This is a genomic window from Amycolatopsis sp. lyj-90 (assembly GCF_046549035.1).
Taxonomy (GTDB): domain Bacteria; phylum Actinomycetota; class Actinomycetes; order Mycobacteriales; family Pseudonocardiaceae; genus Amycolatopsis.
Genome location: NZ_JAJPWP010000006.1, coordinates 418,343 through 444,986, shown reverse-complemented (window position 1 = coordinate 444,986; position 26,644 = coordinate 418,343). Strand labels below are relative to the sequence as shown.

The window sequence follows — 26,644 nt, the reverse complement described above, 5'->3', positions numbered from 1 at the left end:
TGCGCCCAAGGTGGATCCGGCGGAGCTGCCGCCGGACGAGCGGAGGAAGAAGGCCAAGGAGATCTGCTTCGATCTCCTGGCCGCGCGCCCGCGTTCCACGGATGAACTTCGTCAGGCGTTGAAGCGCAAAGGCTTCGACGAGGAGACGACGGAGACCCTGCTCGGTAAGCTGGACCAGGCAGGGCTCATCAACGACGCCGAGTTCGCCGAAATGTGGGTTCGTTCCCGGCATGCCAACATGGGCCTGTCGCGGAACGCTCTCGTGACCGAACTCAAACGCAAAGGAATCGATGGGGATATCGCCGTCCAGGCCGCCGACGAGGTGGACCGAGAGGCAGAGGAGCAGCGCGCCCGAGAGCTGGTACGGAAACGCATGCGCTCCTTGGGCAACGTCGACGAGCAGACGGCGATCCGCCGCCTGCTGGGCTTCCTCGCCCGCAAGGGCTATCCCCAGGGGCTGGCCTACACCGTGATCCGTGACGAACTCCGCGAGTTCGGCGCCGAAGCGGCACTCCTGGACGACGCCGCCCTCGACTGAGATCCTGCGTCACCCCACACTTGAGCTGCTCACCGGCCGAGCGGGCCCGTTGCCCGCCGGCCGGTGTTTGTTGTCCGCGGAAAGCTCTGACCTGCGTCGATGCGACCGATCAGGAATCGAGAAGCACCGGACGCCCACTGAGAAATAGCGTTACCGGCATGAACTTCATCGACGCCGTGACCCTCGAAGTGGCCGACACCGAGGCCGCCGAACGCTTCTACACCGCCGCTTTCGGGCTCGACACCCAACTGCGCCTGCGGGCCGCGCAAGAGCCGACCACCGGCTTCCGCGGCTACACCCTTTCCCTCGTGGTTTCCCAGCCGGCCAACGCCGACGCTCTCATCGACGCCGCCGTCGCGGCCGGGGCGACCGTCCTCAAGCCCGCCACGAAGTCGATGTGGGGCTACGGAGGCGTCGTCCAGGCCCCGGACGGCGCGATCTGGAAGATCGCCACCTCCGCGAAGAAGAACACCGGCCCGGCCACCCGCGAGATCGACGACATCGTGTTGCTGCTGGGTGTCACCGACGTGGCCGCGAGCAAGAAGTTCTACGTCGAGAACGGCTTCACCGTCGGGAAGAGCTTCGGCCGCGTGTACGTCGAGTTCGAATCCGGGTCGAGCCCGGTCAAGCTGGCGCTGTACCGGCGCAAGGCCCTGGCCAAGGACGCGGGAGTGGCCCCCGAGGGCACCGGCTCGCACCGTATCGCGATCTGCGGTGCCGCCCCGTTCACCGATCTGGACGGGTTCGCCTGGGAGACCTCCACGCTCGCCGCCCAGTCCTGATGTGCCACTACCGGATGCCCCCGCTCGCCGCCTACCAGGGAGAAAACGCCATGAGCACCACGTACGAAGGATTCACGGCCGAAGAAAAGGCCGCGATGAAGGAACACGCCCAGGACATGAAGAAGGCCGCGCGCCGCGGTTCGAGCGCCGGCAAAGCGGCGGCGGCCGAGCAGGACGTGGTCACGAAGATCGCCGAGATGCCCGACGAAGACCGTGTGCTGGCTGAGCGGGTCCACGCCATCGTGAAGGCCAACGCCCCGATGCTCGCGCCGAAGCTCTGGTACGGCCAGCCCGCTTACGCGCTGGACGGCAAGATCGTCTGCTTCTTCCAGGGCGCGTCCAAGTTCAAGACGCGCTACGCCACGCTCGGCTTCAACGAAGAGGCCCGGTTGGACGACGGTGAGATGTGGGCGACAGCCTTCGCGCTGACCGAGGTCAACGCCAAGGTGGAGAAGCGCATCGCGACCCTGGTGAAGCAGGCGGTGAGCTGATCCGGGTCGTGAGTGGCAGCTCGCTTTACCGCGCGATTGGCCACTCACGGCCCGGCGACCGGCGCCTAGGCTCGGGTGATCACCGGGAGGACACCATGATCACCATCGCGCCGCCGCAACCCGAAGACCGCGAAGCCTGGGAGAATCTCTTCCGCGCTTACATCGCCTTCTACGAACGCGTTGCGCCCCAAGAGGTCTACGACCGCGCTTGGCGCGAATTCCGTGAGGGACGACGGATGCACGCGCTCGGTGCCCGCCTGGACGGGAAGCTCGTCGGAATCGTGCACTTTCTGGTGCATCCCAGCACTTCCGCACTCACCGACGTTTGTTACCTGCAAGACCTGTTCACCGTGCCGGAAGCCCGTGGCAAAGGGGTCGCGCGAGCCTTGATCGAAGCCGTCGCGGACTGGGCCCGTGACCGTGACTGCGAGCGCGTTTACTGGCACACCAAGGAATCCAACGCCACCGCGCGACGGCTGTACGACCAGGTCGCGATCAACCGGGGCTTCATCCAGTACCAGCTCCCACTCTGAGAACGGTGAAGGCCGCCTTCGTGAAAGCGGCCTTCACCCTACGCATCAGAGCTTCGAAGCCTCCGCAGCGAAGGCTTCGATCTTCCCGAAGTCCTTGGCCGCCAACGCGTCCTTCGGTGTCAGCCACGAACCGCCGATGCAGCCCACATTGGACAGTGCGAGGTAGTCCGGCGCGGTCTTCACGGTGATCCCGCCGGTCGGGCAGAAGCGCAGCCCGGGCAGCGGCCCGCCGATCGACTTCAGGTACGCCACGCCGCCGCTGGCCTCGGCGGGGAAGAACTTCAGCGCGGTCAGCCCGCGTTCGGCCAGCCGCATCGCCTCGGACACCGTGCTCGCGCCCGGCAGGAACGGCAGGCCGGTGTCGAAGGCGGCGTCCAGGACCGAGTCCGTGCAGCCCGGGGTCACCAGGAACTTCGCCCCGGCGTCGGCGGCCTGCTTGGCGTGCTCGGGGGCGGTGACCGTGCCGGCGCCGATGACGATCTCCGGGACCTCCGCGGCGATCCGCTCGATCGAGGCGAGTGCCGCCGGGGTGCGCAGGGTCAGCTCGATCACGCCGATCCCGCCCGCGAGCAGTGCCCGCGCGGTGGGGACCGCGTCGGCGGCGTCGTCGAGGACGACGACGGGCATCACGGGGGACAGGCCGAGCAGGTCGGCGCCGGTGGTCACTGGGTTACCTCCACAGGGGTCAACGTGTGCGCCGGAGCGCCGAAGTGTTCCGGCGTGAGCGGTCCGAACACGCTCGCGCCCTGATCGGCGGGGCCGACCGCGCGGCGCAGCGCCGCGAACAGCTCCCGGCCGGTGCCGGTCCAGGATGCCTCCGAAGGCGGGGAGTCCACCAGTTCACGGCGGGCGAGTTCTTCGTCACCCACGAAGACGTCCAGCGTCCCGGCCCTGGCGTCGAGACGGACGACGTCGCCGTCGGCGATGCGCGCGATAGGGCCGCCCACAGCGGCTTCCGGGGTCACCTGGATCGCCGCCGGGATCTTGCCGGACGCGCCGGACATCCGGCCGTCGGTGAGCAACGCCACCTGGTGCCCGCGGTCCATCAGCACCCCCAGCGCGGGGGTGAGCCCGTGCAGTTCCGGCATCCCGTTGGCCTGCGGGCCCTGCTGCCGGATGACCACGACGACGTCGCGGTCCAGCTCGCCGGCCTCGAAAGCGTCCTTGAAGGACTTCTGGTCGGTGAACACCCGCGCCGGGGCCTGGACGACCCGGTGTTCCGGGGCCACCGCCGACACCTTGATCACCGCGCGGCCGAGGTTGCCCGCGACCATCCGCAGCCCGCCGTCGGCGGCGAACGGCCGCCACGCGGGGCGCAGGACGTCTTCGTCGAGGCTGAGCGTCGGCACGTCGCGCCAGACGAGCTCACCCTCGGACAGGATCGGCTCCTGCCGGTAGCGGTGCAGTCCCGGCCCGGCGACGGTCTGGACGTCTTCGTGCAGCAGGCCCGCGTCGAGCAGCGTGCCGACCAGGAACTGGATGCCCCCGGCGGCGTGGAAGTGGTTGATGTCCGCGCTTCCGTTCGGGTACACGCGCGCCAGCAGCGGGATCACCGACGACAGGTCGGAGAAGTCGTCCCAGGTCAGCTGGATGCCCGCGGCCGCCGCGATCGCGACGAGGTGCATCGTGTGGTTGGTCGAGCCGCCCGTGGCGAGTAGCGCGATGACACCGTTGACGACGGCCTTCTCGTCGATCACCCGCGAGACGGGCGTGTACTCCTCGCCGCGCGAAAGCTTCACCACACGCCGCCCGGCCTCTTCGGTGAGGACGCGCCGCAGCGGCGAGTTCGGCTGCACGAAGCTGGCGCCCGGCAGGTGCAGGCCCATCACCTCGACGACCATCTGGTTCGAGTTCGCCGTGCCGTAGAAGGTGCAGGTGCCCGCCGAGTGGTACGAAGCCGCTTCGGCGTCCAGCAGGTCTTCGCGGGTCGCCTTGCCCTCGGCGTAGAGCTGGCGCACGCGCGCCTTTTCCTTGTTCGGCAGGCCCGAGTTCATCGGCCCGGCGGGTACCAGGATCGCCGGGAGGTGCCCGAAGGACAGCGCGCCGATGAGCAGGCCCGGCACGATCTTGTCGCAGACGCCGAGCAGCAGCGCCGCGTCGAACATGTCGTGGGACAGCGCGATCGCGGTCGACATCGCGATCACCTCGCGGCTGAACAGCGACAGCTCCATGCCCGGACGGCCCTGGGTGACGCCGTCGCACATCGCGGGCACGCCGCCGGCGAACTGGGCCACCCCGCCCGCCTGGCGGACCGACCCCTTCAGCATGGCGGGGTACTCCTGCATCGGCTGGTGCGCCGAAAGCATGTCGTTGTAGGACGAGACGATCGCGACGCCCGGCGCCCGCGCGGCGCGCAGTGCCGCTTTGTCGACACCTTCCATCGCGGCGAAGCCGTGGGCGAGGTTGCTGCAGTCGAGTCCGCGCCGCACGGGACCTTCTTCGTGGGCGGCGGTGACGCGCTCGAGATACGCGGCGCGGGTTTCGGCGCTGCGGGCGGCGACGCGCTCGGTGACTTCGGCGATGATGGGGTGGACGTTCGGGGCGGTGCTCATTGTCCGGCTCCGGATCACAGGTCGTGGTGGTCCGCGGGACGGCAACGCTGGCGCCGCTGGGTCGTGACAGTGGCCACAGTAACCCAGGGGAAAGCCCGAATCAAAATCGATACAGAAGATCGACTCGCGTGACCTCCGTCACGCCACTGGGTTCTACTGTGCTACTTGTCACATTGCACAACGCGCGGCAGAGTCGGGATGGCGAGGATCGCTTGCCCTCTCAGGCTCAAGCGGCCAACCGAACCGACCATCGGGAGGTACCGATGTCCACCACAGAGATCGCCGAGCTTCGGCGAGCCATCGGTCAGCTGAGGCAGTGCGTCGGCGCGCTGCGGTCCCGATACGGCGACGCGTCGGCGGTACAACGCCTGGCGAACGACGTGGAGCGACTCGACATCGACGCGACCGATCTCGACACGACCCCGAACGCGGTGCCCGCGCAAGCGAAGGCCGCCGACCGTGTCCAGATACCCGACACGCCCTACGACCCGGCGCTCTGGCACGGCGCCGATGACGAAGGCGTCGGCGGCTACAAGCGCGACCAGCGGTGAGCGCCCCCGCCGGCAAAGAGGCCGGACGGGGTACGGGGGTCCGCGCACCGTCGCGGGCCCGGATCGCCGAACGAACGCTGCGCACCGACCGGTGGTGGCTCTCCCCGCTGCTGACCGTCCTCGGCCTCTCCACCTTCATCATCTACGCGACGATCAGGGCCTTCGTGCGCACCGCCTACTGGGTGCCCGAGTACCACTACCTGACGCCGTTCTATTCGCCCTGCGTCTCGGAATCCTGCGTCGAAGGCTCCCGGCACTTCGGGGCCTGGTTCGGCGAACTGCCGGGCTTCATTCCGCTCGGCTTCCTGGTCCTGCCGTTCCTGCTCGGCTTCCGGCTGACCTGCTACTACTACCGCAAGGCCTACTACCGGGCCGTCTGGTTCTCGCCGCCCGCCTGCGCGGTCGCCGAACCGCACGCGAAGTACACCGGTGAGACCCGGTTGCCGCTGATCATCCAGAACGTCCACCGCTACTTCTTCTACGTGGCCGTGGTCGTCTCGCTGGTCAACACCTACGACGCGATCACCGCGTTCCGCGGCCCCGACGGCGGGTTCGGTTTCGGGCTCGGCAACATCGTGCTGACCGGCAACGTGATCCTGTTGTGGGCGTACACGTTGTCGTGCCACTCGTGCCGTCACGTGACCGGCGGCAGGCTCAAGCACTTCTCGAAACATCCGGTCCGCTACTGGATCTGGACGCAGATCACGAAGCTCAACACCCGGCACATGGCACTCGCGTGGACGACGCTCGGCACGCTCGTGCTGACCGACCTCTACGTGATGCTCGTGGCCAGCGGTGCGATCTCGGATCTGCGGTTCATCAACTAGCGGCGAGGGAATCTCCCGTCCCCGGCGACAAGCTTTGAGGTGGCTCTTTCTATGACCGAGGTCGAACGGCTCAACTACGACGTGGTGGTGATCGGTGCCGGCGGTGCCGGTCTCCGCGCGGTCATCGAGGCCCGTGAACGCGGCTTCAGCGTCGCGGTGGTGTGCAAATCGCTGTTCGGCAAGGCGCACACGGTGATGGCCGAAGGCGGCTGCGCGGCGTCGATGGGCAACGCGAACTCGAACGACAACTGGCAGGTGCACTTCCGCGACACCATGCGTGGCGGGAAGTTCCTCAACAACTGGCGGATGGCCGAACTCCACGCCAGGGAGGCGCCGGACCGGGTCTGGGAACTGGAGACCTACGGCGCGCTGTTCGACCGCACCGCCGACGGCCGGATCAGCCAGCGCAACTTCGGCGGGCACACGTACCCGCGGCTCGCGCACGTCGGCGACCGCACCGGACTCGAACTGATCCGCACGATGCAGCAGAAGATCGTTTCGCTGCAACAAGAGGACTTCAAGGAGACCGGCGACTACGAGGCGAGGATCAAGGTCTTCGCCGAATGCACGATCACCGAGCTGCTGACCGAGGACGGCCGGATCTCGGGCGCTTTCGGGTACTGGCGCGAGAGCGGCCGGTTCATCCTGTTCGAGACGCCGGCGGTGGTACTGGCCACCGGCGGTATCGGGAAGTCGTTCAAGGTCACCTCGAACTCGTGGGAGTACACCGGTGACGGGCACGCGCTGGCGCTGCGGGCCGGGGCGACGCTCATCAACATGGAGTTCGTCCAGTTCCACCCGACGGGCATGGTCTGGCCGCCGAGTGTGAAGGGGATCCTCGTCACCGAAGGCGTCCGCGGCGACGGCGGTGTCCTCAAGAACACCGAGGACAAACGGTTCATGTTCGAGTACGTCCCCGACGTGTTCAAGGGGCAGTACGCGGACAGCGAGGAAGAAGCCGATCGCTGGTACACCGACCAGGAGAAGAACCGGCGCACCCCGGACCTGCTGCCACGCGACGAGGTGGCGCGCGCGATCAACTCCGAGGTCAAGGCGGGCCGGGGATCGCCGCACGGCGGGGTCTTCCTCGACATCGCCAGCAGGCTGCCCGCGGAGGAGATCCGCAAACGGCTGCCGTCGATGTACCACCAGTTCAAGGAACTCGCCGACGTCGACATCACCAAGGAGCCGATGGAGGTCGGCCCGACCTGTCACTACGTGATGGGCGGGATCGAGGTCGACCCGGACACCGCGTCGTCGAGCGTGCCGGGGCTGTTCGCCGCGGGCGAGTGCTCGGGCGGGATGCACGGGTCGAACCGGCTCGGCGGGAACTCGCTTTCGGATCTGCTCGTCTTCGGCCGCCGCGCGGGACTCGGCGCCGCGTCCTACGTCGCGGACCTGAAGGACCGCCCCAAGGTCGATCAGTCCGATGTGGACGCCGCCGCGGCGATGGCGCTCGCGCCGTTCGACCCGCCGGGCGACGGCGTCGAGGAGAATCCGTACAGCCTGCACACCGAACTGCAGCAGTCGATGAACGACCTGGTCGGCATCATCCGCAAGTCGGAGGAGATCGAGCGGGCGCTGGAGAAGCTCGGGGAACTGCGCGAGCGGATCAAGCGGGTCACCGTCGAAGGGCACCGGCAGTTCAACCCCGGCTGGCACCTCGCCGTCGACCTGCGGAACATGCTGATGGTCAGCGAATGCGTGGCACGGGCCGCGCTGCTGCGGACCGAAAGCCGCGGCGGGCACACGCGCGACGACCATCCTGGCATGGACGCCCAGTGGCGCAACAAACTCCTGGTCTGCTCGGCCGCACCCGGTGACAACCCGGTGGTGCCGGAGATCGGCATCGAGGTCAAGGCGCAGACCCCGCTGCGGCAGGACCTGCTGGAGCTGTTCGAACTGTCCGAGCTCGGGAAGTACTACACCGACGAAGAACTGACTTCGCACCCCGGGGGTCCGGCATGAGCTACAAGGCGAGTTTCCGGGTCTGGCGCGGCGACGCGGATTCGGGTGAGCTGCAGGACTACAGCGTCGAGGTCAACGAGGGCGAGGTCGTCCTCGACATCATCCACCGGTTGCAGGCCACCCAGGCCTCGGATCTGGCGGTGCGGTGGAACTGCAAGGCGGGCAAATGCGGTTCGTGCTCGGCGGAGATCAACGGCAAACCGCGGTTGCTGTGCATGACCCGGATGTCGACCTTCACCGAGGACGAGGTCATCACCGTGACGCCGATGCGGACGTTCCCGGTGATCCGCGACCTGGTGACCGACGTGTCGTTCAACTACACCAAGGCCAGGGAGATCCCGTCGTTCACGCCGCCCCCGGAGCTGAAACCGGGGGAGTACCGGATGCAGCAGATCGACGTGGAGCGCTCGCAGGAGTTCCGCAAGTGCATCGAATGCTTCCTGTGCCAGAACACCTGCCACGTCGTGCGTGACCACGAGGAGAACAAGGAGGCCTTCGCCGGGCCTCGGTACCTGATGCGCATCGCCGAACTCGAGATGCATCCCCTCGACGTCGCCGACCGGCGTGACGAGGCGCAGGAAGAACACGGGCTCGGCTACTGCAACATCACCAAGTGCTGCTCGGACGTGTGCCCGGAGGGTATCCACATCACCGACAACGCGCTGATCCCGATGAAGGAACGCGTCGCGGACCGGAAGTACGACCCCATCGTGTGGCTGGGGAACAAGCTTTTCCGGCGGGACCAGTAGACCGGCCTCGTGAGTGGTAAGGACGGTTCTAACCGTCCTTACCACTCACGAGGCCAGGGCGAAGGTGTGGTGCGGTAGTCGAGGGGTCGCTCCCGTCTCGGAGTTCGATGACACCGGACTCTCACCGTGGCACGTTCGAGTGTGGAGGATTTGGGACGTTGAACGTCTTAAATCCTCCACACTCGGTTGGGTGGCGGCTCACGCGTGTGCCGGGCGTTGACGATGAAGGAATGGGGACGTTGAGTGTCCCGATTCCTTCATCGTCGAGGGGTCGCTCCGGTCTTGGTACTTGATCGACGGAGGATCGGGGACACTCAACGTCAGACCTCGCGGCTGGCAGTCGGCATCCAGAACAAGCTCTACAAGCTCGCCGACATGACATCAGGATCCAGTGGGTAGGCAAATACGGGTCCACCAGAACCGTCCTTACCACTCACGAGCCCTAAATCGTTTGCCCCCGCTCACCCGCCCGTTGCACACTACTCGCACCCCAGTCCAGGAGGAGGACACATGCCGCGACGCCGCTACGCCATGGCTTGCCTCTTCCTTGGCATGGAAGAGAAACACGGCTCCCCGCCGTCGTCCTAGTACGACGTCGTGACAGTGAGCCGCCCTTCGGGAAACCGAACCGGGCGGCTTTTTCATGATGAACCCTTGTAGCTCAACGGAAAGAGCGCGGCACTACGAATGCCGAAGTCCAGGTTCGATTCCTGGCAGGGGTACTTCTGGAACGAGACGCCTCCGGTGCGCAGTGTGCACCGGAGGCGTGTTCCAGGCCAAACCCCCGGCACGGCGGGGAAACCTGTTCCGTCGTACCGGTGCGGCGGTGTGGGGTCCGTGCGCTCCACACCGCCAGACGCGCACGGTCCGGCGACCGGCCGGGATTCATAGCCCCGGCCAGCCTGGCTCGACACCAGGGTGCGCGACTCAGGACGCCTTGCGGGCGCTGTGCACGTCGCCGCTTTCGTGGCGGTGCAGCACGATGTCCCGGAAGCCGTTGTCCCGTAAGCCTTCCTCGAACGAGAGCCCGTTCGTGGCCACGACCACGAGCAGTCCGCCCGCCACCAGGCTCGCGGTGACACGGCCGAGCCGGCCGGGGGAGTCCAGGAAGGCCAGGACGATCTCGAAGGTCCCCATCACCGGCAGCCGGTCGAGCCGATGGACCTCGTAGGAGATCCCGATGGGATTCCGTTCTTCTTCGCGCTGGGCGACCGCGATCAGCACCTGGTCCGCGTCGACCCCGACGACCCGGCCGGCGCCCTCGCCGCGAAGCAGCCGGGGATAGCGGCCATCGCCGCACCCGACGACCAGGACCGACCTGCCCGCCAGGTCCGGCAGCACTTCGAGCAGCGCCGCGGCCTGGTCCGCCATAGCCCGACGCTAGCCGACGAGGTCACCGTCCCGACAGGACCAAGAGGCCTATCCCGGACCAGGGCCGTGCCCGTATCCGGGATGAGCCGGACAGCAAGAAGCCCCGCCGCGCGATACGCGGCGAGGCTTCTTGTGAACTGTCGAAACCGTCAGGTGGCCGCAGAGCCGAGCACGGTCTCCTCGGCCTTGTTGTCGGTCAGCGCGATGTGCTTCTTGCTGCGCCGGTTGCGCTTCTCGAGGTACGTCGCCAGTGCCGTCAGCAGGAGGCACAGACCGACGTAGATGCCGGTCGCGACCAGCGTCGAGGGCACGATCGGGCGGCCGAACTCGCCCTGCGTGCCGATGTAGCGCGCGTAGTACAGCAGTTCCTGGAACGTGATGATGAAGCCCAGCGCGGTGTCCTTGAGCAGCACCACCAGCTGGCTGATGATCGTCGGCAGCATCGCCCGGATCGCCTGCGGCAGCAGGACGAAGAACATCACCTGGGTCTTGCGCATGCCGAGGGCGTACGCGGCTTCCGCCTGGCCCTTGGGCAGCGCCTGGATACCGGCGCGGAAGACCTCGGCGAGCACCGAGCCGTTGTACAGCGTGAGACCGAAGACCACGCCGAGGAACGGGGTCATCGGCACGCCGACGGCCGGAAGACCGAAGTAGAAGAGGAACATCAGGATCAGCGCGGGGATGGCGCGGAAGAACTCCACGATCGCCCCGGAGATCCGGCGGATCCAGGCGTGGTCGGACATCCTGCCCGCCGCGAACACCGCACCGAAGACCAGCGCGAGGGCTGCCGCCACCGCGAAGGCCCGCAGGGTTTCGAGCACGGCGTTGAGCAGGTCGATCTGGACCTGCTGGTACTGAAGCCATTCCCACTTGCGCGCGGCGAACTGGCCGGTGTCGTAGAACCGGTAGACGACGAACGCGATCAGGGCGGCGATGGCGAGGACGCCGATGACCGCGTACAACCGGTGACGCATCCGGGCCTTGGGGCCGGGGACGTCGAACAGGACACTGCTCATCGGGCCACGCTCCAGCGCTTCTCCAGGCTCCGCTGGACGAAAGAAAGTACGGCGACCAGGATGATGAAGCCCAGCGCGACCCACAGGAGGCCGATCAGCTGGTTGTCACCCCGTTCGGAGAGGTAGGACCGGATCGCGCCCGCCTCGGCGACCGAGAAACCGGCGGCGATCGTGGTGTTCTTCAGCAACGCGATCAGGGTGCTGATCATCGGCGGCGCCACCGAGCGCAGCGCCTGCGGCAGGATGATCTGGCCGAGGATCTGGCCGAAGGTCAGCCCCAGCGCGCGCCCGGCTTCGGCCTGGCCGACCGGGACGGTGTTGATGCCGGACCGGACGACCTCGCAGATGAACGCCGAGGTGTACACGGTCAGCGCCACGACCGCGGCGGTGAAGAAGCTGAGCTTGACGATGTCCAGCAGCGGGTAAGCGAACACGAAGAACGCGAACACCAGGGTCAGCGGAGTGTTGCGGATGAGGGTCACGTAGGTCGTGCCCGTGGCGCGGAACGCCACGACCGGACTCACCCGCATCATCGCCAGAATCGTGCCGAGGATCAGGCTGCCGAAGGCGGACCAGATGAACAGTTCGATCGTGGTGAGGAAGAACGGACCGTAGAGGTCCAGGTTGTCGAGCAGGACGTTCATGGAGCCTTTCCCCGCTGCCGTCGACTGGAGGTGGGTGTGGAGCGGCCGGTGAACCCATCACTGGTCCACCGGCCGCGGGACTACATCAGTACTTCTGCAGGGTGGGCTTCTGCGCCGCCGAACCCGACTTGCCGAGGGTGGCGTCGTAGATCTTCTGCCAGGTGCCGTCGTCCAGCGCCTTCTGCAGGGTGTCGTTGATCTTGTCGCGCAGGACCTTGTCGTCCTTGTTCAGGCCGATGCCGTAAGGCTCCTTCGAGAAGGTCTTGCCGACGACCTTGAAGCTCTCGGAGTCCTCCGAAGCGAAGCCCTTGAGGATCGCGTCGTCGGTGGTGACGGCGTCGACCTCCTTGGTGGAGAGCTTCTCGACGCACTGCGAGTACTTCTGGAACTCGACGATGTTGCCGGGCTCGGTCAGGCCCTGGTCGCGAACGCGCTGGATCGGGGTCGAACCGGTGACCGAGCAGACCTTCTTGCCCTTGAGGGTCTCCGGGCCGGTGATCGAGGTGTCGTCCTTGCGCACCAGCAGGTCCTGGCCTGCCTCGAAGTACGGGCCCGCGAAGGAGATCTGGGCCTTGCGCTTGTCGGTGATGGTGTAGGTGCCGACGTAGTAGCCGACGTCGCCGTTCACGATGGACTGCTCACGGGCACCGGAGTCGACCGTCTTGAAGGTGATCTTGTCTTCGCCGAAGCCGAGGCTGGCGGCGACGAGCTTCGCGATCTCGATGTCGAAACCGGCGAACTTGCCGCTGGTCGGGTCCTTCTTGCCGAGACCGGGCTGGTCGTCCTTGACGCCCAGGGTCAGCTTGCCGTCGGCCTTCATCTTCGCGAAGACCGGGGAGCCCGCCAGGTCGACGTTCGACGCCACCGTGTACTGGGGCAGCTGCGCGCCGGCGTTCGCGCCTTCGGAGCTGGCGCCGGGCGAGCTGGGCGTGCCTTCCTTGCCACAAGCGGTCAGTGCGAGACTGCCGACGAGCAGTCCCACCGCAAGGGTGCGGATCCTCATGTGAACCTCTCCTGTTTCATCCGTCGATGCGGCACGCGCCCGCGCCGCGGAAATGCCTAGTGGGTCAGGATCTTGCCGAGGAAGTCCTTGGCACGGTCCGTCTTCGGCTTCGTGAAGAACTCTTCCGGGGTGGAGTCCTCGACGATCTCGCCGTCGGACATGAACACCACCCGATTCGCCGCACGCCGCGCGAAGCCCATCTCGTGGGTGACGACGAGCATCGTCATCCCGTCCTTCGCGAGCGTGGTCATCACGTCGAGGACCTCCTGGACCATCTCCGGGTCCAGCGCCGAGGTCGGCTCGTCGAACAGCATCACCTTGGGGCGCATGGCCAGCGCGCGGGCGATCGCCACGCGCTGCTGCTGCCCGCCGGAAAGCTGCGCCGGGTACTTGTCGGCCTGGTTCGCGATGCCGACACGTTCGAGCAGGTCCATCGCGGTCTTGCGGGCCTCGGCCGAGTTGACCTTGCGGACCTTCGTCGGCGCGAGCATGACGTTCTCGACGATCGTCTTGTGCGCGAACAGGTTGAACGACTGGAACACCATGCCGACGTCGGCCCGCAGCGCGGCCAGCGCCTTGCCTTCGGCGGGCAGCGGAACACCGTCCACGGCGATCTCGCCGGAGTTGATGGGCTCCAGCCGGTTGATCGCCCGGCACAGCGTCGACTTGCCAGAACCGGACGGCCCGAGCACGACCACGACCTGCCCACGCGGCACCTCGAGGTTGATCTCCTTGAGCACGTGCAGGTCGCCGAAGTACTTGTTCACGGCGGCCGCCTTGATCATCGGCGCCGCCACCTCCGCGGTCATCTGGCCTCCAGGAGCGTTCGTTTGCAGGGGACTGCGGGGTCAGGCACCACGCGATGGCGGAAACCTACTCCCGTCGGACCGCTTGTAAAGGCGGCTTGACCAATACTTAGGGTTTCAAGTCCGTATCGTTCCAAGCCACCGGACGGACCCGGTCCACCTCCGTCCGGCGCTGATCAGCCTAGACAAGGCAGGGGTGTCCCGTAACCGGGGTCACACGACATCTGTGACGCATCGTGACCGGACGGGCCGCCCACTAGGCCGGACGGCCCAGCGGTACGGGCAGCGCGAGAGGTGACTCACCCCATAGAGTCGTTCTTCAGTCGTCGCGGTGCGGGGACGGCGTGAAAGGGAAAACACGGGTGCGGGTACTGCTGGTGGAGGACGACGACCGGGTCGCGGGTGCCTTGACGCCCGCGCTGGCCCGGCGCGGCCTGACGATCAAACGCCTGGCCTCCGGCGCCGGGGTGCTCGAGCTGGTGCACGAGGTCGACGTCGTGCTGCTCGACCTGGGGCTCCCCGATATCGACGGGATCGTCCTGTGCCGCCGGATCCGGGCGGTCAGCGACGTCGCGGTGATCGTCGTTTCGGCGCGGGGCGAGATCGACGACCGGATCCAGGGCCTGCGGTCCGGCGCCGACGACTATCTGGTGAAGCCCTACGACGTCGACGAGCTCGTCGCCCGCGTCGAGGCCGTGCGCCGTCGCCGGGGTGAACGCCCGGCCGCGCCCGAACCGGCCGCCGTCATTCGCGCGGGTGATGTCTCGGTCGACATCGGACGGCATGAGGTGCAGGTCGACGGGCAGCCGGTTTCGTTGTCCCGCAAGGAGTTCCAGGTACTCGCGCTGGTGGTCACCGCCCGCGGCGCGGTGTGCGCCCGCGACCACGTGCTCAGCGAGGTCTGGGGGCACCGGGGGCCGGCGGAGAGCCGCTCGCTCGACGTCCACGTCGCCACCCTGCGGACCAAACTGGGCAGGCCCGCGCTGATCGAGACCGTCCGCGGCGTCGGGTACCGGCTCGGCGGCGCCTACGGCCCGGCCGAAGAGGGCTGATCAGGTGCGCGTCCGGCTCCAGGCGATCGTGCTGACGCTGGTCGCGGCGCTCGTGTTCGGTCTCGGCATCCCGCTCGCGCTCAGCGTGGCGGCCAGTGTGCAGCTCGACCTCTTTCTCGACCGCCTCACCGACACCTCCCGGTTCGCGTCACTGGCCCAGCGCCCGCTGGTGGAGAACCGGCCGGACCTGGTCGAGGACGAACTCCGCCGCTACACCGAGGTCTACGGGGTCCCGGTGGCGATCGCCGACCAGGACGGCGAGGCCGTGGCCGGCGGGCGTGCCGAAGCCACGAAGATCGACCTCAAGGACCCTGTCATCGCTTCGCATCTGCAGCAGGCGCTCGCGGGACGGCGGTCCGAGCCCGGTCCGCTGCTGATGCCGTGGGCCACCGAGCCGCTGGTGCTGGCCGAGCCGATCCTGATCGACGGCGAGGTGCGGGGCGCGGTGATCACCCTGTCCTCGACCGAGAAGGCCCGCGCCGACCTCTTGTGGTGGTGGCTGCTCATCGCGGCGGGAGCGGTGGTGGCGTTCGGGCTCGCGCTGCTGGTCGCGGTGCCGGTGGTGCGCTGGATCCTGCGCCCGGTCCGGCGGCTCGACGACGCCACCGGTGCCCTGGTTGCCGCCGTCGTCAGCGGCCGTGAGGTCGAGCGGGTGGGGGAGTCGGGCGGTCCGCCGGAACTGCGTCAGCTCGAACGGTCCTTCGACCGGATGGCCGCCAGCGTCGACGAGGCGCTGTCGGCGCAGCGCGCGTTCGTCGCCGACGCTTCTCACCAGCTGCGGAACCCGTTGACCGCGTTGAAGATCCGGCTCGGCAACCTCGACGGGCACGTCGACGACGACCTGGCCGCGGCCGACCTCGAAGCCGCCGTCGTCGACGCGCGGCGGCTCAACCAGATCCTCGACGAACTCCTTTCACTGGCCCGCGCCGAAGCTTCGGGCGGCGAGCTGGTGCCGGTCGGCCTCGACGAGGTGATCGGTGCCCGGGTCGCCGACTGGACCGTGGTCGGCGCGACGCGCGAGGTCACGCTGGTCTCGTCCGGACTGGGCGGCGGCCTGCGGGTGCTGACGCCCGCGCGCGGCCTCGAAGTGGTACTCGACGCGCTGCTGGACAACGCGCTCAAGTTCACCGAGCCGGGAACCGAGGTGCGGGTCGCCGTCACCACCGCGGACGGGAAGGTCGACATCGCCGTCCGCGACCACGGACCGGGCCTGCGCGAGGAAGAACTGGAGCGCGCGGCGGACCGGTTCTGGCGGAGTGCCGCGCATCAGAACGTGCCCGGCTCCGGCCTCGGCCTGGCGATCGTCACCGAGATCATGGTCCGCTCGGACGGTTCGCTGCGGCTCGGCTCACCCGAAGGCGGTGGTCTCGAAGTGACCGTGACCCTGCCGGTCGCTAGTCAGTGCTAGTCAGTGCTAGTCCTTGAGCGACCGGAAGTACCGCAGAGCACCCGGATGCAGCGGCAGGGGAGAGGTCTCGATGGCGGGGTGGACGTCGATCGACAGCGCGGCCCCGGCCGCCTTGCCCAGCTCGTCGCGTGCCTTGAACAGCCCTCGGACCAGCGCCTCGGCGACGTCGTCCGACATCGAGGCGGACACCACCAGGAAGTTCGGCAGCACGAGCGTGGTCACCGGCCCCGGCAGGTCGTAGGCCGTCGCCGGGATGGTCGCGGTGCGGTACACCGGGCTGGTGGCCCGCAGGGCGTCCGCGAGGTCGGTGATGTCGAGCAGCCGCAGGTCGACCGTCTTCGCCCGCTCCGTGATCGAAGGCGTCGGCACGCCGCCGGACCAGATGACGGCGTCGATCTGCCGGTTCTCCAGCGCGGGCAGCGCTTCGTTGAGCCCGAGGTTGCGGCGGTCGATCGCGCCGGTCAGGCCGGACGCCTTGAGCAACTGCTTCGACAGGAACTCGACGCCGGAGTCCGGCGAACCGATCGCGACCTTGTGCCCGCGCAGCTGCGCGAACGACTTGATCGACGAGTCGGCCCGCACGACGACGTGCAGGTAGTCGTCGTGCACGCGGGCCAGCGCGGCCAGCCCTGCGGTGTTCTCGGTGGCGACGTCGGCGGCCACGAACGCGACATCGGCCTTGCCCGCGCGGACCCTGGCGATGTTGTCCGGGGAGCCCTCGGTCACCTGGACCTCGGGGCGTTCGGCGTCCAGCTCCGCGGCCCAGGCGTCGGCCAGCGGCTCGGCGAGCTTGTCGTAGACGCCGCCGTTGAGCCCCGCCGCGATGCGCACCCGCGTCCTCGACAGGTCGGGCCCGCACCCGGTGACCAGGACGCAGACCACGGCCAGTCCCGCCGCCAGCACGCCCCGTCTCCTCATGAGGGTCGATCGTGCCATGGAACCCCGCCCGCGTACCCTCGAAGGCGAGATGAGCGCGCGCACATACCAGATCCGCACCTTCGGCTGCCAGATGAACGTGCATGACTCCGAACGTCTTGCCGGGCAGCTCGAGGACGCCGGCTACGTTCCGGGTGACGGCGAGGCCACACCCGACCTGATCGTGTTCAACACCTGCGCGGTGCGGGAGAACGCGGACAACAAGCTGTACGGCACCCTGGGGCACATCCGGCCGCAGAAGACCGCGAAACCGGACATGCAGATCGCCGTCGGCGGCTGCCTCGCCCAGAAGGACCGCGGCGAGATCGTCAAACGCGCGCCCTGGGTCGACGTCGTGTTCGGCACGCACAACATCGGCGCGCTGCCGACGCTGCTGGAGCGCGCGCGGCACAACTCCGAGGCCGAGGTCGAGATCCTCGAAGCGCTCGAAACGTTCCCCTCGACGCTGCCGGCGAAGCGCGATTCGGCGTACGCGGGCTGGGTGTCGATTTCGGTCGGCTGCAACAACACCTGCACCTTCTGCATCGTCCCGGCGCTGCGCGGCAAGGAACGCGACCGCCGTCCCGGCGAGGTCCTGGCCGAGGTCGAGGCGCTCGTCGCCGAAGGCGTGCTCGAAGTGACCCTGCTCGGCCAGAACGTGAACTCCTACGGCGTGGAATTCGGCGACCGCCTCGCGTTCGGGAAGCTGCTGCGCGCCTGCGGTTCGGTGGAGGGCCTGGAGCGCGTCCGGTTCACCTCGCCGCATCCCGCGGCGTTCACCGAGGACGTCATCGACGCGATGGCCGAGACGCCGAACGTGTGCCACCAGCTGCACATGCCGCTGCAGTCCGGCTCGGACCGGGTGCTGCGCGAGATGAAGCGGTCCTACCGTTCTGCGCGCTACCTCAAGATCCTCGACCGCGTGCGCGAGTCGATGCCCGACGCCGCGATCACCACCGACATCATCGTCGGCTTCCCCGGCGAGACCGAGGAAGACTTCCAGGCCACGCTCGACGTGGTCGCGCAGGCGCGGTTCTCCAGCGCGTTCACCTTCCAGTACTCGATCCGGGCCGGTACGCCCGCCGCCGAGATGGACGGGCAGCTGCCGAAGGAGGTCGTGCAGGAGCGCTACGAACGGCTCGTGAAGCTGCAGAACGACATCTCCTGGGACGAGAACAAGAAGATCGTCGGACGCCGCGTCGAGCTGCTCGTCGCCTCCGGCGAAGGCCGCAAGGACAGCGAGACGCACCGTATGAGCGGCCGCGCCCGCGACGGCAGGCTCGTCCACTTCACGCCGGCCGGGCCGCTGGTGGACCGCTCGGTGCGGCCGGGCGACGTCGTCGAGACCGTGGTGACCTACGGCGCTCCGCACCACCTGGTCGCCGACGGCGACCTGCTGTCGCACCGCCGCACGAAGGCGGGCGACAACTCCGAGGCCGGGCTCCGGCCGAAGACCAACGGCGTGACGCTGGGCCTGCCGGGCTTCGGTGCCCCGGCCGTCACGCCGGAACCGGTGAGCGGGTGTGCACTGTGACCGAACCGAAGATCGACGAACTCGCCGCGGAGATCGACGAGGTCGGCGAGCGCGCGGCCAAGACGATCGAGCTGGGCAGGCGCGGATTCTCCATCGCGGTACTGGCGTTCGTGCTGCTGGTCGCGCAGCTGCTGCCGTGGGTCGGCGAACACGCGGGCTGGGAGGTGCTGCTCGGCAGGGGCGGCGGGATCCCGCAGCTGTTCGCCGCGACCTCCACCGGCATCGGCGTCTTCGCCACCGCCGTGGCGCTGGTGACCCGGCGCTGGTGGCTGGCCTGGGTCTGCGCCGCGGGCGGCTGGTTCGCCTCCGTCGACGGGATGCTCGCGATCTGGTCCCAGCAGTCCTCGCACGCGACCGGCGCCGCCGGTGGCGGTCCGGGCTTCGGGATGATCCTCGCCTGGTTCGCCACCGTCGGGCTGGCCATCTACTGGATGCGCGCCGCCTTCTCACGGAGCTGACCCGGCGGCGCCGCTCGACCTCGCGTAAACGCTATGAAAGGCCCGTTACTTGCAAAATTTGCAAGTAACGGGCCTTTCATAGCGCGCTCTGGGGCTTACCGGTCCGCGATGGCCGCTTCCGCCGCTTCGAGCCACTCACGCCACTGCGCGGCCTGCTCGTCCGCCTTCTTCGCGCGACGCTCGTCGCCCGCCGCACGGGCCTTCTCCGCTTGCGACTCGAACTGCTCGACCCGCTCGCGGAACTGCGCCGCCCTGGCCTGCGCCTCCGGGTCGGTCCGCCGCCACTTGCTGTCCTCGGCCGACTTGACCGCGTCCTGCACGGCCTTCAGACGGCCGTCCAGCTCGCGGATGCGCTCGCGCGGGACCTTGCCGATCTCGTCCCACTGTTCCTGGATCTTGCGCAGGTGGTTCTTCGCCGCGTCGAGGTTCGAGGCCGGGTCGATCTTCTCGGCCTCGACGAGCAGCTCTTCCTTCTGCTGCGCGTTGGTCGCGAACTCGGCGTCCCGCTCGGAGAACACCGAAGACCGGCGCGCGAAGAACTTGTCCTGCGCGGCGCGGAAACGCTGCCAGAGCGCCTCGTCGCTGTCCTTGGGCGCGCGACCGGCGGCCTTCCACTCGGTCATCAGGTCCTTGTAGCGGCCCGCCGTGTCGCCCCAGTCCGACGACTCCGAGATCGACTCGGCTTCGGCGATCAGTTCTTCCTTGCGGTTCTTGGCACCCGCGCGCTGCTTGTCCAGCTCGGCGAAATGCGAGCCCCGGCGCCGGTTGAACGCCTCGCGGGCCTTGGAGAACCGCTTCCACAGCTCGTCGTCGGTCTTGCGGTCGACGCCTTTGACGGTCTTCCACTCGTCCAGGATGGCGCGCAGCCTGTCGCCGGCGGCCTTCCACTGGGTCGACTCGGCGGCGAGCTTCTCGGCTTCGTCGGCGAGGGCCTGCTTGCGGACGACGGCGGCCGCGCGGGCCTCTTCCCGCTCCTGCTTCGCCGAGGCCAGCGCCTTTTCGGCGTGGGCGATGACCTGCTCGATACGGCCGCCCAGCGCGGCGATGTCGCCGACGACGGCGGCTTCGGCGAGGCCGTCACGCAGCTGCGTCGCCGTCGCCAGGGCGTGCTTCGGGTCGCCCGCGCCGGACTCCAGCCGCGTTTCCAGCAGCTCTACCTCGGTGCGCAGGTCGTCGAAACGGCGCGCGTAGTGGAGCAGTCCCTCGTCCGGGCTCCCGGCCTGCCAGACACCGACCGCGCGTTCGCCGTCGGGCGTGGTGACGTAGACCGTGCCTTCGTCGTCGACCCTGCCCCAAGCGGACGGGCTGGGCTCGGCGGGCGGCACGGGGGGTGCGGGGTGCCCGCCACCGAGCGCGTGCGGCACCGGGTGCGGCGCCGGGGTACCGGTGGTCGTGTTCTCCTGGGCCATCGCAGGCTCCTTATCGCCTGTACGCCCGCTGGCGCGGGCGCCCCGCCTAGCGACGGGGCCGGGTAATGCGTTGCCGTCTTGCTTCGGGGGTATCAACCCCTTGCGGCATTCAAGCAGCTCAGCGTCCACCGTGGAACCGGATGAACCACCCGAGGGCAGTGATCCTACTTCCGGAGGACCCTCCGTGGCGGTGGGTTGCCGGTCCTTCGGAGCGGGGAAGGTAACGTCGGCGGCCGTGATCCGCCGTGTCGCCGTGCTCCCGCAGCCCCCTCTGCTCATCCCCGAACTGGCCGCCGGAGCGGCGGACGAGTGCGCCGAGCTGCGCGAAGCCTGCCTCGCCGCCGCGCGGCGCCTGACCAGTTCTTCGCCGGATTGGGTCGTCGTCGGCGCGGCCGCGGGCGCCCCCGAGGTGCCGGAAAACGCGAGCGGCTCTTTCCGGGGATTCGGAGTCGACCTCGGAGTCTCACTCAGCCGGGTGACAACGCCCGAAACGGAGCTGCCCCTGCCCGCGCTCGTCGCCGCCTGGCTGCGCGAGCAGGGTGGCGCGTCATCCGCCCGCGTCCACCTCGTCGACCCCGCGACTCCTCCCAGCCAGTGTGAACTGTTTGGCCGCGAGCTGGGGGAGCCCGCCGCGGTGCTCGTCCTCGGCGACGGTTCTAGCAGGCACGGTCCGCGTTCCCCCGGTGGTGAGGACGAGCGCGCGGAAGGGTTCGACGCCGGGATCCGTGACGCGCTGGCCAAGGCCGACACGGGCGTGCTGGCCGCGCTCGACCCGGCCTTGGCCACCGAACTCGGGGCAGGGGGCCGCGCGCCTTGGCAGGTCCTCGCCGGGCTGGCGGACGGCGACTGGACCGCCGACGTCCTCTACTCGGCCGCGCCGTTCGGCGTCGGCTACCACGTCGCGGTCTGGGAGCGGGCGTGATCCGGCCGGTCGCGGTCGTCGGCCCCACGGCGACCGGGAAGACCGCGCTGGCGGTCGAACTCGCCCTCACCCTCGGGGGTGAAGTGGTCAACGCCGACGCGCTGCAGCTGTACCGGGGAATGGACATCGGGACGGCCAAGGCGACCGCCGAGGAGCGGCGAGGCGTGCCACATCACCTGCTGGACGTCCTCGACGTCACCGAGACGGCCTCCGTGGCCGCGTACCAGCGCGACGCACGCCAGCGTGTCGAAGACCTTCTCGCCGCCGGCCGCGTGCCGGTCCTCACCGGCGGGTCGGGGCTCTACGTCCAGGCCGTGCTCGACGACCTCAAGTTCCCGGGCACCGATCCGGACGTGCGCGCGCGGCTGACCGCCGAAGCCGACGAGATCGGCGTCGCCGCGATGCACGCCCGGCTCACCGGACTGGATCCGATCGCCGCCACCGCCATCCTGCCGACCAACACCCGCCGCATCGTGCGCGCGCTCGAGGTCATCGAGATCACCGGCGAACCGTTCTCGGCGAACCTGCCGAAACCGGGGCCCGCGCGCTACGGCACCGTGCTGATCGGCATCGACCGCGAACCGGCCGAACTCGACGCCCGCGTCGACCGCCGCGTGGAGATCATGTTCGAAGCCGGACTCGTCGGTGAAGTCCGGACGCTGCTGGGGCAAGGACTCCGCGATGGGCTCACCGCGTCGAGGGCTTTGGGCTACCAGCAGGTGATCGCCGCCCTCGACGGCGACGAGGACTTCCAGGCCGCCGCCGAGGCCACTGCGCAGGCGACCCGGAGGTTCGTGCGGAGGCAACGTTCCTGGTTCCGGCGGGACAAGCGCATCCAGTGGTTCGACGGCGGTTCGGAGCGGCTGGCCGAGCGCGTCCTCGAAGTGGCGGCCCAGTAATCTTGCGCCCATGGGCGGCATCGAATTCCTTAAGGGACACGGCACACAGAACGATTTCGTGCTGCTTCCCGACCCCGACGGCCGCCTCGAGCTGACCGAAGCGCGGGTGGCGGCGCTGTGCGACCGTCAGCGCGGTCTCGGCGCCGACGGCGTGCTGCGCGTCGTGCGTTCGGCGGCTTTGGGTGTGGAATCCGAAGGCGAATGGTTCATGGACTACCGCAACGCCGACGGATCCATCGCGGAGATGTGCGGCAACGGCGTCCGGGTCTTCGTCCGCCACCTGGTCGATTCCGGCCTGGTGACCGAGCGCGACTTCGTCATCGGCACCCGCGCCGGCGATAGGCCGGTCCAGCTGCACGCCGACGGCTCCGTCACCGTGCAGATGGGACCGGCGACGATCACCGGCACCTCGGTCACCGTGGTCGCCGGGCAGCCGTTCTCCGGTGTCGCGGTCAACGTCGGCAACCCGCACCTGGTGTCCGTCGTCGAGGACGACGTCGACGACCTGGACCTGCGTGACCAGCCGGACTTCGATTCCGACGTGTTCCCGGAGGGGGTGAACCTCGAGTTCATCAACCTCCTGGGGGACAACGCGCTGAAGATGCGCGTCCACGAACGCGGTGTCGGCGAGACGCGGTCCTGCGGCACCGGCACGGTCGCCGCGGTCGCCGCCGCCCTGCACCTCGCGGGCACCGACACCGGTGAAGCGACCGTCGACATCCCCGGCGGCCAGGTGGTCGTGGAGATCCGCCGCGGCGGATCCACGCTGACCGGACCGGCGGAGATCGTCGCCCGCGGCGAACTCGACGAAGACTGGTGGGCCGGGCTCGGCGGTTAGCCGACCGCGATCGGTTCCGTGGGAAGGTCGCGGAGCTTCCGGAGCGGGGAGAAGACGACCCACAACAGAGCGGTCGCTTCACCGATCATGGCGAACCACACGGTGGCGCGGATCCCGATCGTCTCTCCGAGCACGCCGCCGAGCAGCCCGCCCAGCGGCAGCATTCCCCACACCACGAACCGCACGCTCGCGTTCATCCGGCCGAGCAGCCGGTCCGGGCAGACCGCTTGCCGGTAGGACACCTGCGCGACGTTGTAGATGATGATCCCGAACCCCGTGAACAGCAGTGCCAAGGGAATCAGCGCGACCTTCCAGCCGGGCTCCGCCAGCGGGATCAGCAGTTGCAGCGGCCAGGTCACCAGCGGCACCAGCCAGATCGATCGCGCTTGCCCGAGTCGCGCGGTGACCTTGCCCGCGACGACCGCGCCGACGATCCCGCCCACGCCGCCGATCGCGAGAACGATGCCGACGGCCGCCGGTGGCAGCCCCAGTGTCCGGTTCAGGAACAGGATCTGCACCGCGGTGAAGGCGCCGTTGAACAGGTTGGACGTCGCCGTGCAGGCGACGATCGAACGCAGGGTGGTGTCGGTGAACACGAACCGCAGCCCCTCGGCGATCTGGGGGAGCAGCTTCGCGTCTTCGTGCCGCTCGGGAACCTCTTCGACGGTGCGGATCCGCAGCAGGCACAGCGCCGAGGTCAGGAAGCCCGCCCCGGTCATCAGCACGGCGTTGGCCGCTCCCGCGAGCTGGACCAGCCCGCCACCGATCCCGGGGCCGGTCAGGTACGCGACCGACTGGCTGGCCTGGAGTTTCGCGTTGCCTTCGAGAAGATGCTCGCGGCCGACCAGCGACGGCAGGTACGACTGGTAGGCGACGTCGAAGAACACCGTCGCGACGCCGACGAGCGTGGCGACCACGATGAGTTGCGTCAGCGACAGGACCCCGGCCCACCAGGCGACGGGGATGCTGAGCAGCAGTACCGCGCGGACGAAGTCGGCCCGCAGCATCAGCGTGCGGCGCCGCATCCGGTCCACCCACACCCCGGCCGGGAGCCCGATGATCAGGAACGCGATGGTCTCGGCGGCGGTGAGCAGCCCCATCTGGAACGGCGTCGCGGCCAGCACGGTGGCCGCGAGCAGGGGAATCACGGTGTGACCGGCGAAAGTGCCCAGCTGGCTGGCGGTGTCACTCGCCCAGAGCCGCCGGAAGTCCGCGTGGAAGAAGAGGGAGTCTCTGCGCACGACGCCACCTTGGCGCGAGTGATTGGAAACTGTCAATCACTTTCGCTCTAGGCTGTCCCGGTGCCCACTCCACGACGTGCCGCCACCGAGGCCGAGATCGCCGCGATGGCCTCCGGAATAAGGCTGCGCATCATCCGGTTGACGTACTCCGAGGCGCTGACCAACAAGGAACTCGCCGAACGGCTTGATCGGGACCCGGCGACGACGCTGCACCACGTTCGCAAACTCGTCGACACGGGGTTCCTCGAAGCGCTCCCGCCGAGGCGCGGCACGCGCGGTGCGAAAGAAATTCCGTATCGCTCGACCGGGTTGTCCTGGCATCTTGATTCCCGCGACAGGGGGATCGATCAGGCGATCTTCGAGGCCTATCTGGCCGAGATCGCCGATGTGGGATTCGACGACGTGCAACAGACACGAATGGTCGTCCAGGTACCGGACGAGCAGATCGCCGAGTTCGAAGCACGGCTGATGGAGCTCGTCGACGACTTCATCACCAGGCCGGTCGACCCGGACGCGAAACGGACGGCGATCTACCTGTCGAAGTATCCCAGCAGGTAATGAATTCGGTCCCGCCGCCGAAACGTGGGACCATGGAGGCACGATGACGGAACTGACACACAACGATCTGAACGACATGGACCCTTCGACCGGCGAATTGGAGCTCGAGGACCGCGCCTCGCTCCGCCGGGTAGCGGGCCTGTCCACCGAACTCGCGGATGTCACCGAGGTCGAATACCGGCAGCTGCGCCTGGAGCGCGTCGTTCTGGTCGGTGTGTGGACCGAGGGCAGCGCCCTCCAGTCCGAGGCCTCGCTCGCCGAACTCGCCCGGCTCGCCGAAACAGCGGGCTCCGAGGTACTGGAAGGCCTGGTGCAGCGGCGGATCCGCCCGGATCCCGCCACCTACATCGGCTCGGGCAAGGTCAAGGAACTGCGCGAAATCGTGGCGGCCACCGGGGCCGACACGGTGATCTGCGACGGTGAGCTCTCGCCGGGCCAGCTGCGCCAGCTGGAGGAGAAGGTCAAGGTGAAGGTCATCGACCGCACCGCCCTGATCCTCGACATCTTCGCGCAGCACGCCCGCTCCAAGGAGGGCAAGGCCCAGGTCGAGCTGGCCCAGCTGCAGTACCTGATCCCGCGGCTTCGCGGGTGGGGTGCGGCGCTGTCCCGGCAGGCCGGTGGCCGGGCGGGCGGCGCCAACGGTGGCGTGGGCCTGCGTGGGCCCGGTGAGACGAAGCTCGAAACCGACCGGCGGCGGATCAGCAAGCGAGTGTCGAAGCTGCGCCGTGAGATCGCCGCGATGGACACCATCCGCGAGACCAAACGCGGTCGGCGGGTGGCCAACGAGGTGCCGAGCGTCGCGATCGTCGGCTACACCAACGCCGGCAAGTCGAGCCTGCTCAACGCGCTGACCGGCGCCGGAGTGCTCGTCGAGGACTCGCTGTTCGCCACGCTGGATCCGACGACCCGCCGGGCCCAGACGCCCGACGGCCGCACCTACACGCTGACCGACACCGTCGGTTTCGTCCGGCACCTGCCGCACCAGCTGGTGGACGCGTTCCGTTCGACGCTGGAGGAGGCGGCGAGCGCCGACCTGCTCGTGCACGTCGTCGACGGTGCCGACCCGACGCCGGAAGAGCAGGTCAACGCGGTCCGCGAAGTGCTCGCCGAGATCACGAAGCGCCGTTCCGAGCCGCTCCCGCCGGAGCTGCTGGTGATCAACAAGGCCGACGCCGCCGACGAGGTGTCGCTGGTCCGGTTGCGGCACCAGATGGCCGGTTCGGTGCAGGTGTCGGCACGGAAGGGCACCGGGATCACCGAGCTGGCCGAGGTGATCGCGGAGCGGCTGCCGAGGCCGGAGGTCATGGTCGAGGCGCTGATCCCGTACTCGCGGGGCGAACTCGTCTCCCGCGCCCACGCCGATGGCGAGGTGCTGGAAGAGGAGCACGTCGAGACCGGCACGCGGCTGCTCGTCCGGGGCAGGCCCGAGCTGGCCGCGGCCCTGAGCGACTTCCAGACGGACGGCTCGGCTCTGTAAGCAAGTACGTACAACCTCGTGAGTGGTAAGGACGGTTAGAACCGTCCTTACCACTCACGAGTCGCTGTTCGCTGAACGTGGCCTACGCGACATTCCGCCCCA

General features: G+C 68.6%; 27 protein-coding genes and 1 tRNA gene. 18 read left to right on the top strand and 10 right to left on the bottom strand.

From position 1 onward, the window contains the following. The first annotated feature begins 10 nt into the window (after positions 1-10). From ACLJPX_RS25360 to ACLJPX_RS25345, 4 genes are all read left to right on the top strand, one after another. Positions 11-538, top strand: a complete 528-nt coding sequence (locus ACLJPX_RS25360) for a regulatory protein RecX (protein ID WP_174720528.1) — start codon at positions 11-13, stop codon at positions 536-538. 158 nt (positions 539-696) lie between these two features. Next, on the top strand, positions 697-1,320 hold the full coding sequence (locus ACLJPX_RS25355; RefSeq protein WP_410602260.1) for a glyoxalase: 624 nt from the start codon (positions 697-699) through the stop codon (positions 1,318-1,320). A gap of 50 nt (positions 1,321-1,370) precedes the next feature. Continuing rightward, a complete protein-coding gene (locus tag ACLJPX_RS25350) occupies positions 1,371-1,811 on the top strand; it encodes an iron chaperone (protein WP_410602259.1) in 441 nt (146 codons plus the stop codon). A gap of 95 nt (positions 1,812-1,906) precedes the next feature. Next, positions 1,907-2,344, top strand: a complete 438-nt coding sequence (locus tag ACLJPX_RS25345) for a GNAT family N-acetyltransferase (protein ID WP_410602258.1) — start codon at positions 1,907-1,909, stop codon at positions 2,342-2,344. A gap of 45 nt (positions 2,345-2,389) precedes the next feature. Here the strand turns inward: ACLJPX_RS25345 and eda are convergent, their stop codons facing one another. After that, positions 2,390-3,010, bottom strand: a complete 621-nt coding sequence (gene eda / locus ACLJPX_RS25340; RefSeq protein ID WP_005164729.1) for a bifunctional 4-hydroxy-2-oxoglutarate aldolase/2-dehydro-3-deoxy-phosphogluconate aldolase — start codon at positions 3,008-3,010, stop codon at positions 2,390-2,392. Then, positions 3,007-4,896, bottom strand: coding sequence for a phosphogluconate dehydratase (gene edd / locus ACLJPX_RS25335; RefSeq protein WP_410602257.1), 1,890 nt, complete (start codon positions 4,894-4,896; stop codon positions 3,007-3,009). Before edd ends, eda begins: the two co-directional genes overlap by 4 nt. 263 nt (positions 4,897-5,159) lie before the next feature. Between edd and ACLJPX_RS25330 the strand changes: the two genes are divergently transcribed. The 5 genes from ACLJPX_RS25330 (at position 5,160) to ACLJPX_RS25310 (ending at position 9,713) form a co-directional block, all read left to right on the top strand. Next, a complete protein-coding gene (locus ACLJPX_RS25330; protein WP_101606383.1) occupies positions 5,160-5,447 on the top strand; it encodes a hypothetical protein in 288 nt (95 codons plus the stop codon). Beyond that, a complete protein-coding gene (locus ACLJPX_RS25325) occupies positions 5,444-6,274 on the top strand; it encodes a hypothetical protein (RefSeq protein ID WP_410602256.1) in 831 nt (276 codons plus the stop codon). The genes ACLJPX_RS25330 and ACLJPX_RS25325 overlap by 4 nt, the downstream gene beginning before the upstream one ends. A 51-nt stretch (positions 6,275-6,325) precedes the next feature. After that, positions 6,326-8,242 carry a fumarate reductase/succinate dehydrogenase flavoprotein subunit gene (locus ACLJPX_RS25320; protein WP_410602255.1) on the top strand — a complete coding sequence of 639 codons (1,917 nt, stop codon included), beginning with the start codon at positions 6,326-6,328 and terminating at the stop codon, positions 8,240-8,242. Then, positions 8,239-8,991 carry a succinate dehydrogenase/fumarate reductase iron-sulfur subunit gene (locus tag ACLJPX_RS25315; protein WP_410602254.1) on the top strand — a complete coding sequence of 251 codons (753 nt, stop codon included), beginning with the start codon at positions 8,239-8,241 and terminating at the stop codon, positions 8,989-8,991. Before ACLJPX_RS25320 ends, ACLJPX_RS25315 begins: the two co-directional genes overlap by 4 nt. 650 nt (positions 8,992-9,641) lie before the next feature. Next, positions 9,642-9,713 (top strand) — tRNA-Arg (locus ACLJPX_RS25310). Between the two features lie 205 nt (positions 9,714-9,918). Here the strand turns inward: ACLJPX_RS25310 and ACLJPX_RS25305 are convergent. The 5 genes from ACLJPX_RS25305 to ACLJPX_RS25285 all read right to left on the bottom strand — a co-directional run bounded on the left by ACLJPX_RS25305 (position 9,919) and on the right by ACLJPX_RS25285 (position 13,810). After that, positions 9,919-10,362, bottom strand: coding sequence for a class I SAM-dependent methyltransferase (locus ACLJPX_RS25305; protein ID WP_410602253.1), 444 nt, complete (start codon positions 10,360-10,362; stop codon positions 9,919-9,921). 149 nt (positions 10,363-10,511) lie between these two features. Continuing rightward, entirely contained in the window at positions 10,512-11,378 is an 867-nt protein-coding gene (locus tag ACLJPX_RS25300; protein WP_410602251.1) for an amino acid ABC transporter permease, read from the bottom strand. Further along, positions 11,375-12,022, bottom strand: a complete 648-nt coding sequence (locus ACLJPX_RS25295) for an amino acid ABC transporter permease (RefSeq protein WP_410602250.1) — start codon at positions 12,020-12,022, stop codon at positions 11,375-11,377. The genes ACLJPX_RS25300 and ACLJPX_RS25295 overlap by 4 nt, the downstream gene beginning before the upstream one ends. A gap of 85 nt (positions 12,023-12,107) precedes the next feature. Beyond that, positions 12,108-13,025 (bottom strand): glutamate ABC transporter substrate-binding protein, encoded by a 918-nt coding sequence (locus ACLJPX_RS25290; RefSeq protein ID WP_410602249.1) that lies wholly within the window; start codon positions 13,023-13,025, stop codon positions 12,108-12,110. 56 nt (positions 13,026-13,081) lie between these two features. Beyond that, entirely contained in the window at positions 13,082-13,810 is a 729-nt protein-coding gene (locus ACLJPX_RS25285) for an amino acid ABC transporter ATP-binding protein (protein WP_410602587.1), read from the bottom strand. Between the two features lie 383 nt (positions 13,811-14,193). Between ACLJPX_RS25285 and ACLJPX_RS25280 the strand changes: the two genes are divergently transcribed. Both ACLJPX_RS25280 and ACLJPX_RS25275 read left to right on the top strand, forming a co-directional pair. Further along, positions 14,194-14,883 (top strand): response regulator transcription factor, encoded by a 690-nt coding sequence (locus tag ACLJPX_RS25280; RefSeq protein ID WP_410602248.1) that lies wholly within the window; start codon positions 14,194-14,196, stop codon positions 14,881-14,883. A gap of 4 nt (positions 14,884-14,887) precedes the next feature. Then, positions 14,888-16,291, top strand: a complete 1,404-nt coding sequence (locus ACLJPX_RS25275; protein WP_410602247.1) for an ATP-binding protein — start codon at positions 14,888-14,890, stop codon at positions 16,289-16,291. A 6-nt stretch (positions 16,292-16,297) separates the two neighbouring features. On the opposite strand, the gene ACLJPX_RS25270 is transcribed toward ACLJPX_RS25275, so the two are convergent. Continuing rightward, a complete protein-coding gene (locus tag ACLJPX_RS25270) occupies positions 16,298-17,209 on the bottom strand; it encodes a TAXI family TRAP transporter solute-binding subunit (RefSeq protein ID WP_410602246.1) in 912 nt (303 codons plus the stop codon). A 16-nt stretch (positions 17,210-17,225) separates the two neighbouring features. Between ACLJPX_RS25270 and miaB the strand changes: the two genes are divergently transcribed. Together miaB and ACLJPX_RS25260 are read left to right on the top strand one after the other, a co-directional pair. Then, positions 17,226-18,740, top strand: coding sequence for a tRNA (N6-isopentenyl adenosine(37)-C2)-methylthiotransferase MiaB (gene miaB / locus ACLJPX_RS25265; RefSeq protein WP_410602585.1), 1,515 nt, complete (start codon positions 17,226-17,228; stop codon positions 18,738-18,740). Next, positions 18,737-19,198, top strand: coding sequence for a hypothetical protein (locus tag ACLJPX_RS25260; RefSeq protein ID WP_410602245.1), 462 nt, complete (start codon positions 18,737-18,739; stop codon positions 19,196-19,198). Before miaB ends, ACLJPX_RS25260 begins: the two co-directional genes overlap by 4 nt. Before the next feature lie 95 nt (positions 19,199-19,293). On the opposite strand, the gene ACLJPX_RS25255 is transcribed toward ACLJPX_RS25260, so the two are convergent. Next, the gene (locus ACLJPX_RS25255) at positions 19,294-20,607 is read right to left on the bottom strand and encodes a DUF349 domain-containing protein (RefSeq protein WP_410602244.1); all 1,314 of its coding nucleotides are present in this window, start codon (positions 20,605-20,607) and stop codon (positions 19,294-19,296) included. A 235-nt stretch (positions 20,608-20,842) separates the two neighbouring features. Between ACLJPX_RS25255 and ACLJPX_RS25250 the strand changes: the two genes are divergently transcribed. From ACLJPX_RS25250 to dapF, 3 genes are read left to right on the top strand one after another with little or no spacing between them, the layout of a single operon-like run. Continuing rightward, positions 20,843-21,529 (top strand): class III extradiol dioxygenase subunit B-like domain-containing protein, encoded by a 687-nt coding sequence (locus ACLJPX_RS25250; RefSeq protein WP_410602243.1) that lies wholly within the window; start codon positions 20,843-20,845, stop codon positions 21,527-21,529. Beyond that, the gene (miaA, locus tag ACLJPX_RS25245; protein ID WP_410602242.1) at positions 21,526-22,428 is read left to right on the top strand and encodes a tRNA (adenosine(37)-N6)-dimethylallyltransferase MiaA; all 903 of its coding nucleotides are present in this window, start codon (positions 21,526-21,528) and stop codon (positions 22,426-22,428) included. Before ACLJPX_RS25250 ends, miaA begins: the two co-directional genes overlap by 4 nt. Positions 22,429-22,438: 10 nt before the next feature. Beyond that, the gene (gene dapF, locus ACLJPX_RS25240) at positions 22,439-23,266 is read left to right on the top strand and encodes a diaminopimelate epimerase (protein ID WP_410602241.1); all 828 of its coding nucleotides are present in this window, start codon (positions 22,439-22,441) and stop codon (positions 23,264-23,266) included. Here the strand turns inward: dapF and ACLJPX_RS25235 are convergent. Further along, positions 23,263-24,507 carry an MFS transporter gene (locus ACLJPX_RS25235; RefSeq protein ID WP_410602240.1) on the bottom strand — a complete coding sequence of 415 codons (1,245 nt, stop codon included), beginning with the start codon at positions 24,505-24,507 and terminating at the stop codon, positions 23,263-23,265. The two genes, dapF and ACLJPX_RS25235, sit on opposite strands and share 4 nt — an antisense overlap. 60 nt (positions 24,508-24,567) lie before the next feature. On the opposite strand from ACLJPX_RS25235, the gene ACLJPX_RS25230 reads away from it, so the two are divergent. Together ACLJPX_RS25230 and hflX are read left to right on the top strand one after the other, a co-directional pair. Further along, complete coding sequence (locus tag ACLJPX_RS25230; protein ID WP_101606400.1) at positions 24,568-25,065, top strand: ArsR/SmtB family transcription factor; 498 nt, start codon at positions 24,568-24,570, stop codon at positions 25,063-25,065. Between the two features lie 43 nt (positions 25,066-25,108). Then, a complete protein-coding gene (gene hflX, locus ACLJPX_RS25225; protein WP_101606401.1) occupies positions 25,109-26,542 on the top strand; it encodes a GTPase HflX in 1,434 nt (477 codons plus the stop codon). The last annotated feature ends 102 nt before the right edge of the window (positions 26,543-26,644 follow it).

Bases quoted from the DNA above. Each gene is read 5' to 3' on its own strand.
- ACLJPX_RS25255 (WP_410602244.1), bottom strand. From the start codon at position 20,607: ATGGCCCAGGAGAACACGACCACCGGTACCCCGGCGCCGCACCCGGTG.
- miaB (WP_410602585.1), top strand. From the start codon at position 17,226: ATGGAACCCCGCCCGCGTACCCTCGAAGGCGAGATGAGCGCGCGCACA.
- ACLJPX_RS25330 (WP_101606383.1), top strand. From the start codon at position 5,160: ATGTCCACCACAGAGATCGCCGAGCTTCGGCGAGCCATCGGTCAGCTG.
- ACLJPX_RS25355 (WP_410602260.1), top strand. From the start codon at position 697: ATGAACTTCATCGACGCCGTGACCCTCGAAGTGGCCGACACCGAGGCC.
- ACLJPX_RS25320 (WP_410602255.1), top strand. From the start codon at position 6,326: ATGACCGAGGTCGAACGGCTCAACTACGACGTGGTGGTGATCGGTGCC.
- ACLJPX_RS25290 (WP_410602249.1), bottom strand. From the start codon at position 13,025: ATGAGGATCCGCACCCTTGCGGTGGGACTGCTCGTCGGCAGTCTCGCA.
- ACLJPX_RS25305 (WP_410602253.1), bottom strand. From the start codon at position 10,362: ATGGCGGACCAGGCCGCGGCGCTGCTCGAAGTGCTGCCGGACCTGGCG.
- edd (WP_410602257.1), bottom strand. From the start codon at position 4,896: ATGAGCACCGCCCCGAACGTCCACCCCATCATCGCCGAAGTCACCGAG.
- ACLJPX_RS25270 (WP_410602246.1), bottom strand. From the start codon at position 17,209: ATGAGGAGACGGGGCGTGCTGGCGGCGGGACTGGCCGTGGTCTGCGTC.
- dapF (WP_410602241.1), top strand. From the start codon at position 22,439: ATGGGCGGCATCGAATTCCTTAAGGGACACGGCACACAGAACGATTTC.
- ACLJPX_RS25295 (WP_410602250.1), bottom strand. From the start codon at position 12,022: ATGAACGTCCTGCTCGACAACCTGGACCTCTACGGTCCGTTCTTCCTC.
- hflX (WP_101606401.1), top strand. From the start codon at position 25,109: ATGACGGAACTGACACACAACGATCTGAACGACATGGACCCTTCGACC.
- ACLJPX_RS25300 (WP_410602251.1), bottom strand. From the start codon at position 11,378: ATGAGCAGTGTCCTGTTCGACGTCCCCGGCCCCAAGGCCCGGATGCGT.
- ACLJPX_RS25345 (WP_410602258.1), top strand. From the start codon at position 1,907: ATGATCACCATCGCGCCGCCGCAACCCGAAGACCGCGAAGCCTGGGAG.
- ACLJPX_RS25350 (WP_410602259.1), top strand. From the start codon at position 1,371: ATGAGCACCACGTACGAAGGATTCACGGCCGAAGAAAAGGCCGCGATG.
- ACLJPX_RS25315 (WP_410602254.1), top strand. From the start codon at position 8,239: ATGAGCTACAAGGCGAGTTTCCGGGTCTGGCGCGGCGACGCGGATTCG.
- ACLJPX_RS25285 (WP_410602587.1), bottom strand. From the start codon at position 13,810: ATGATCAAGGCGGCCGCCGTGAACAAGTACTTCGGCGACCTGCACGTG.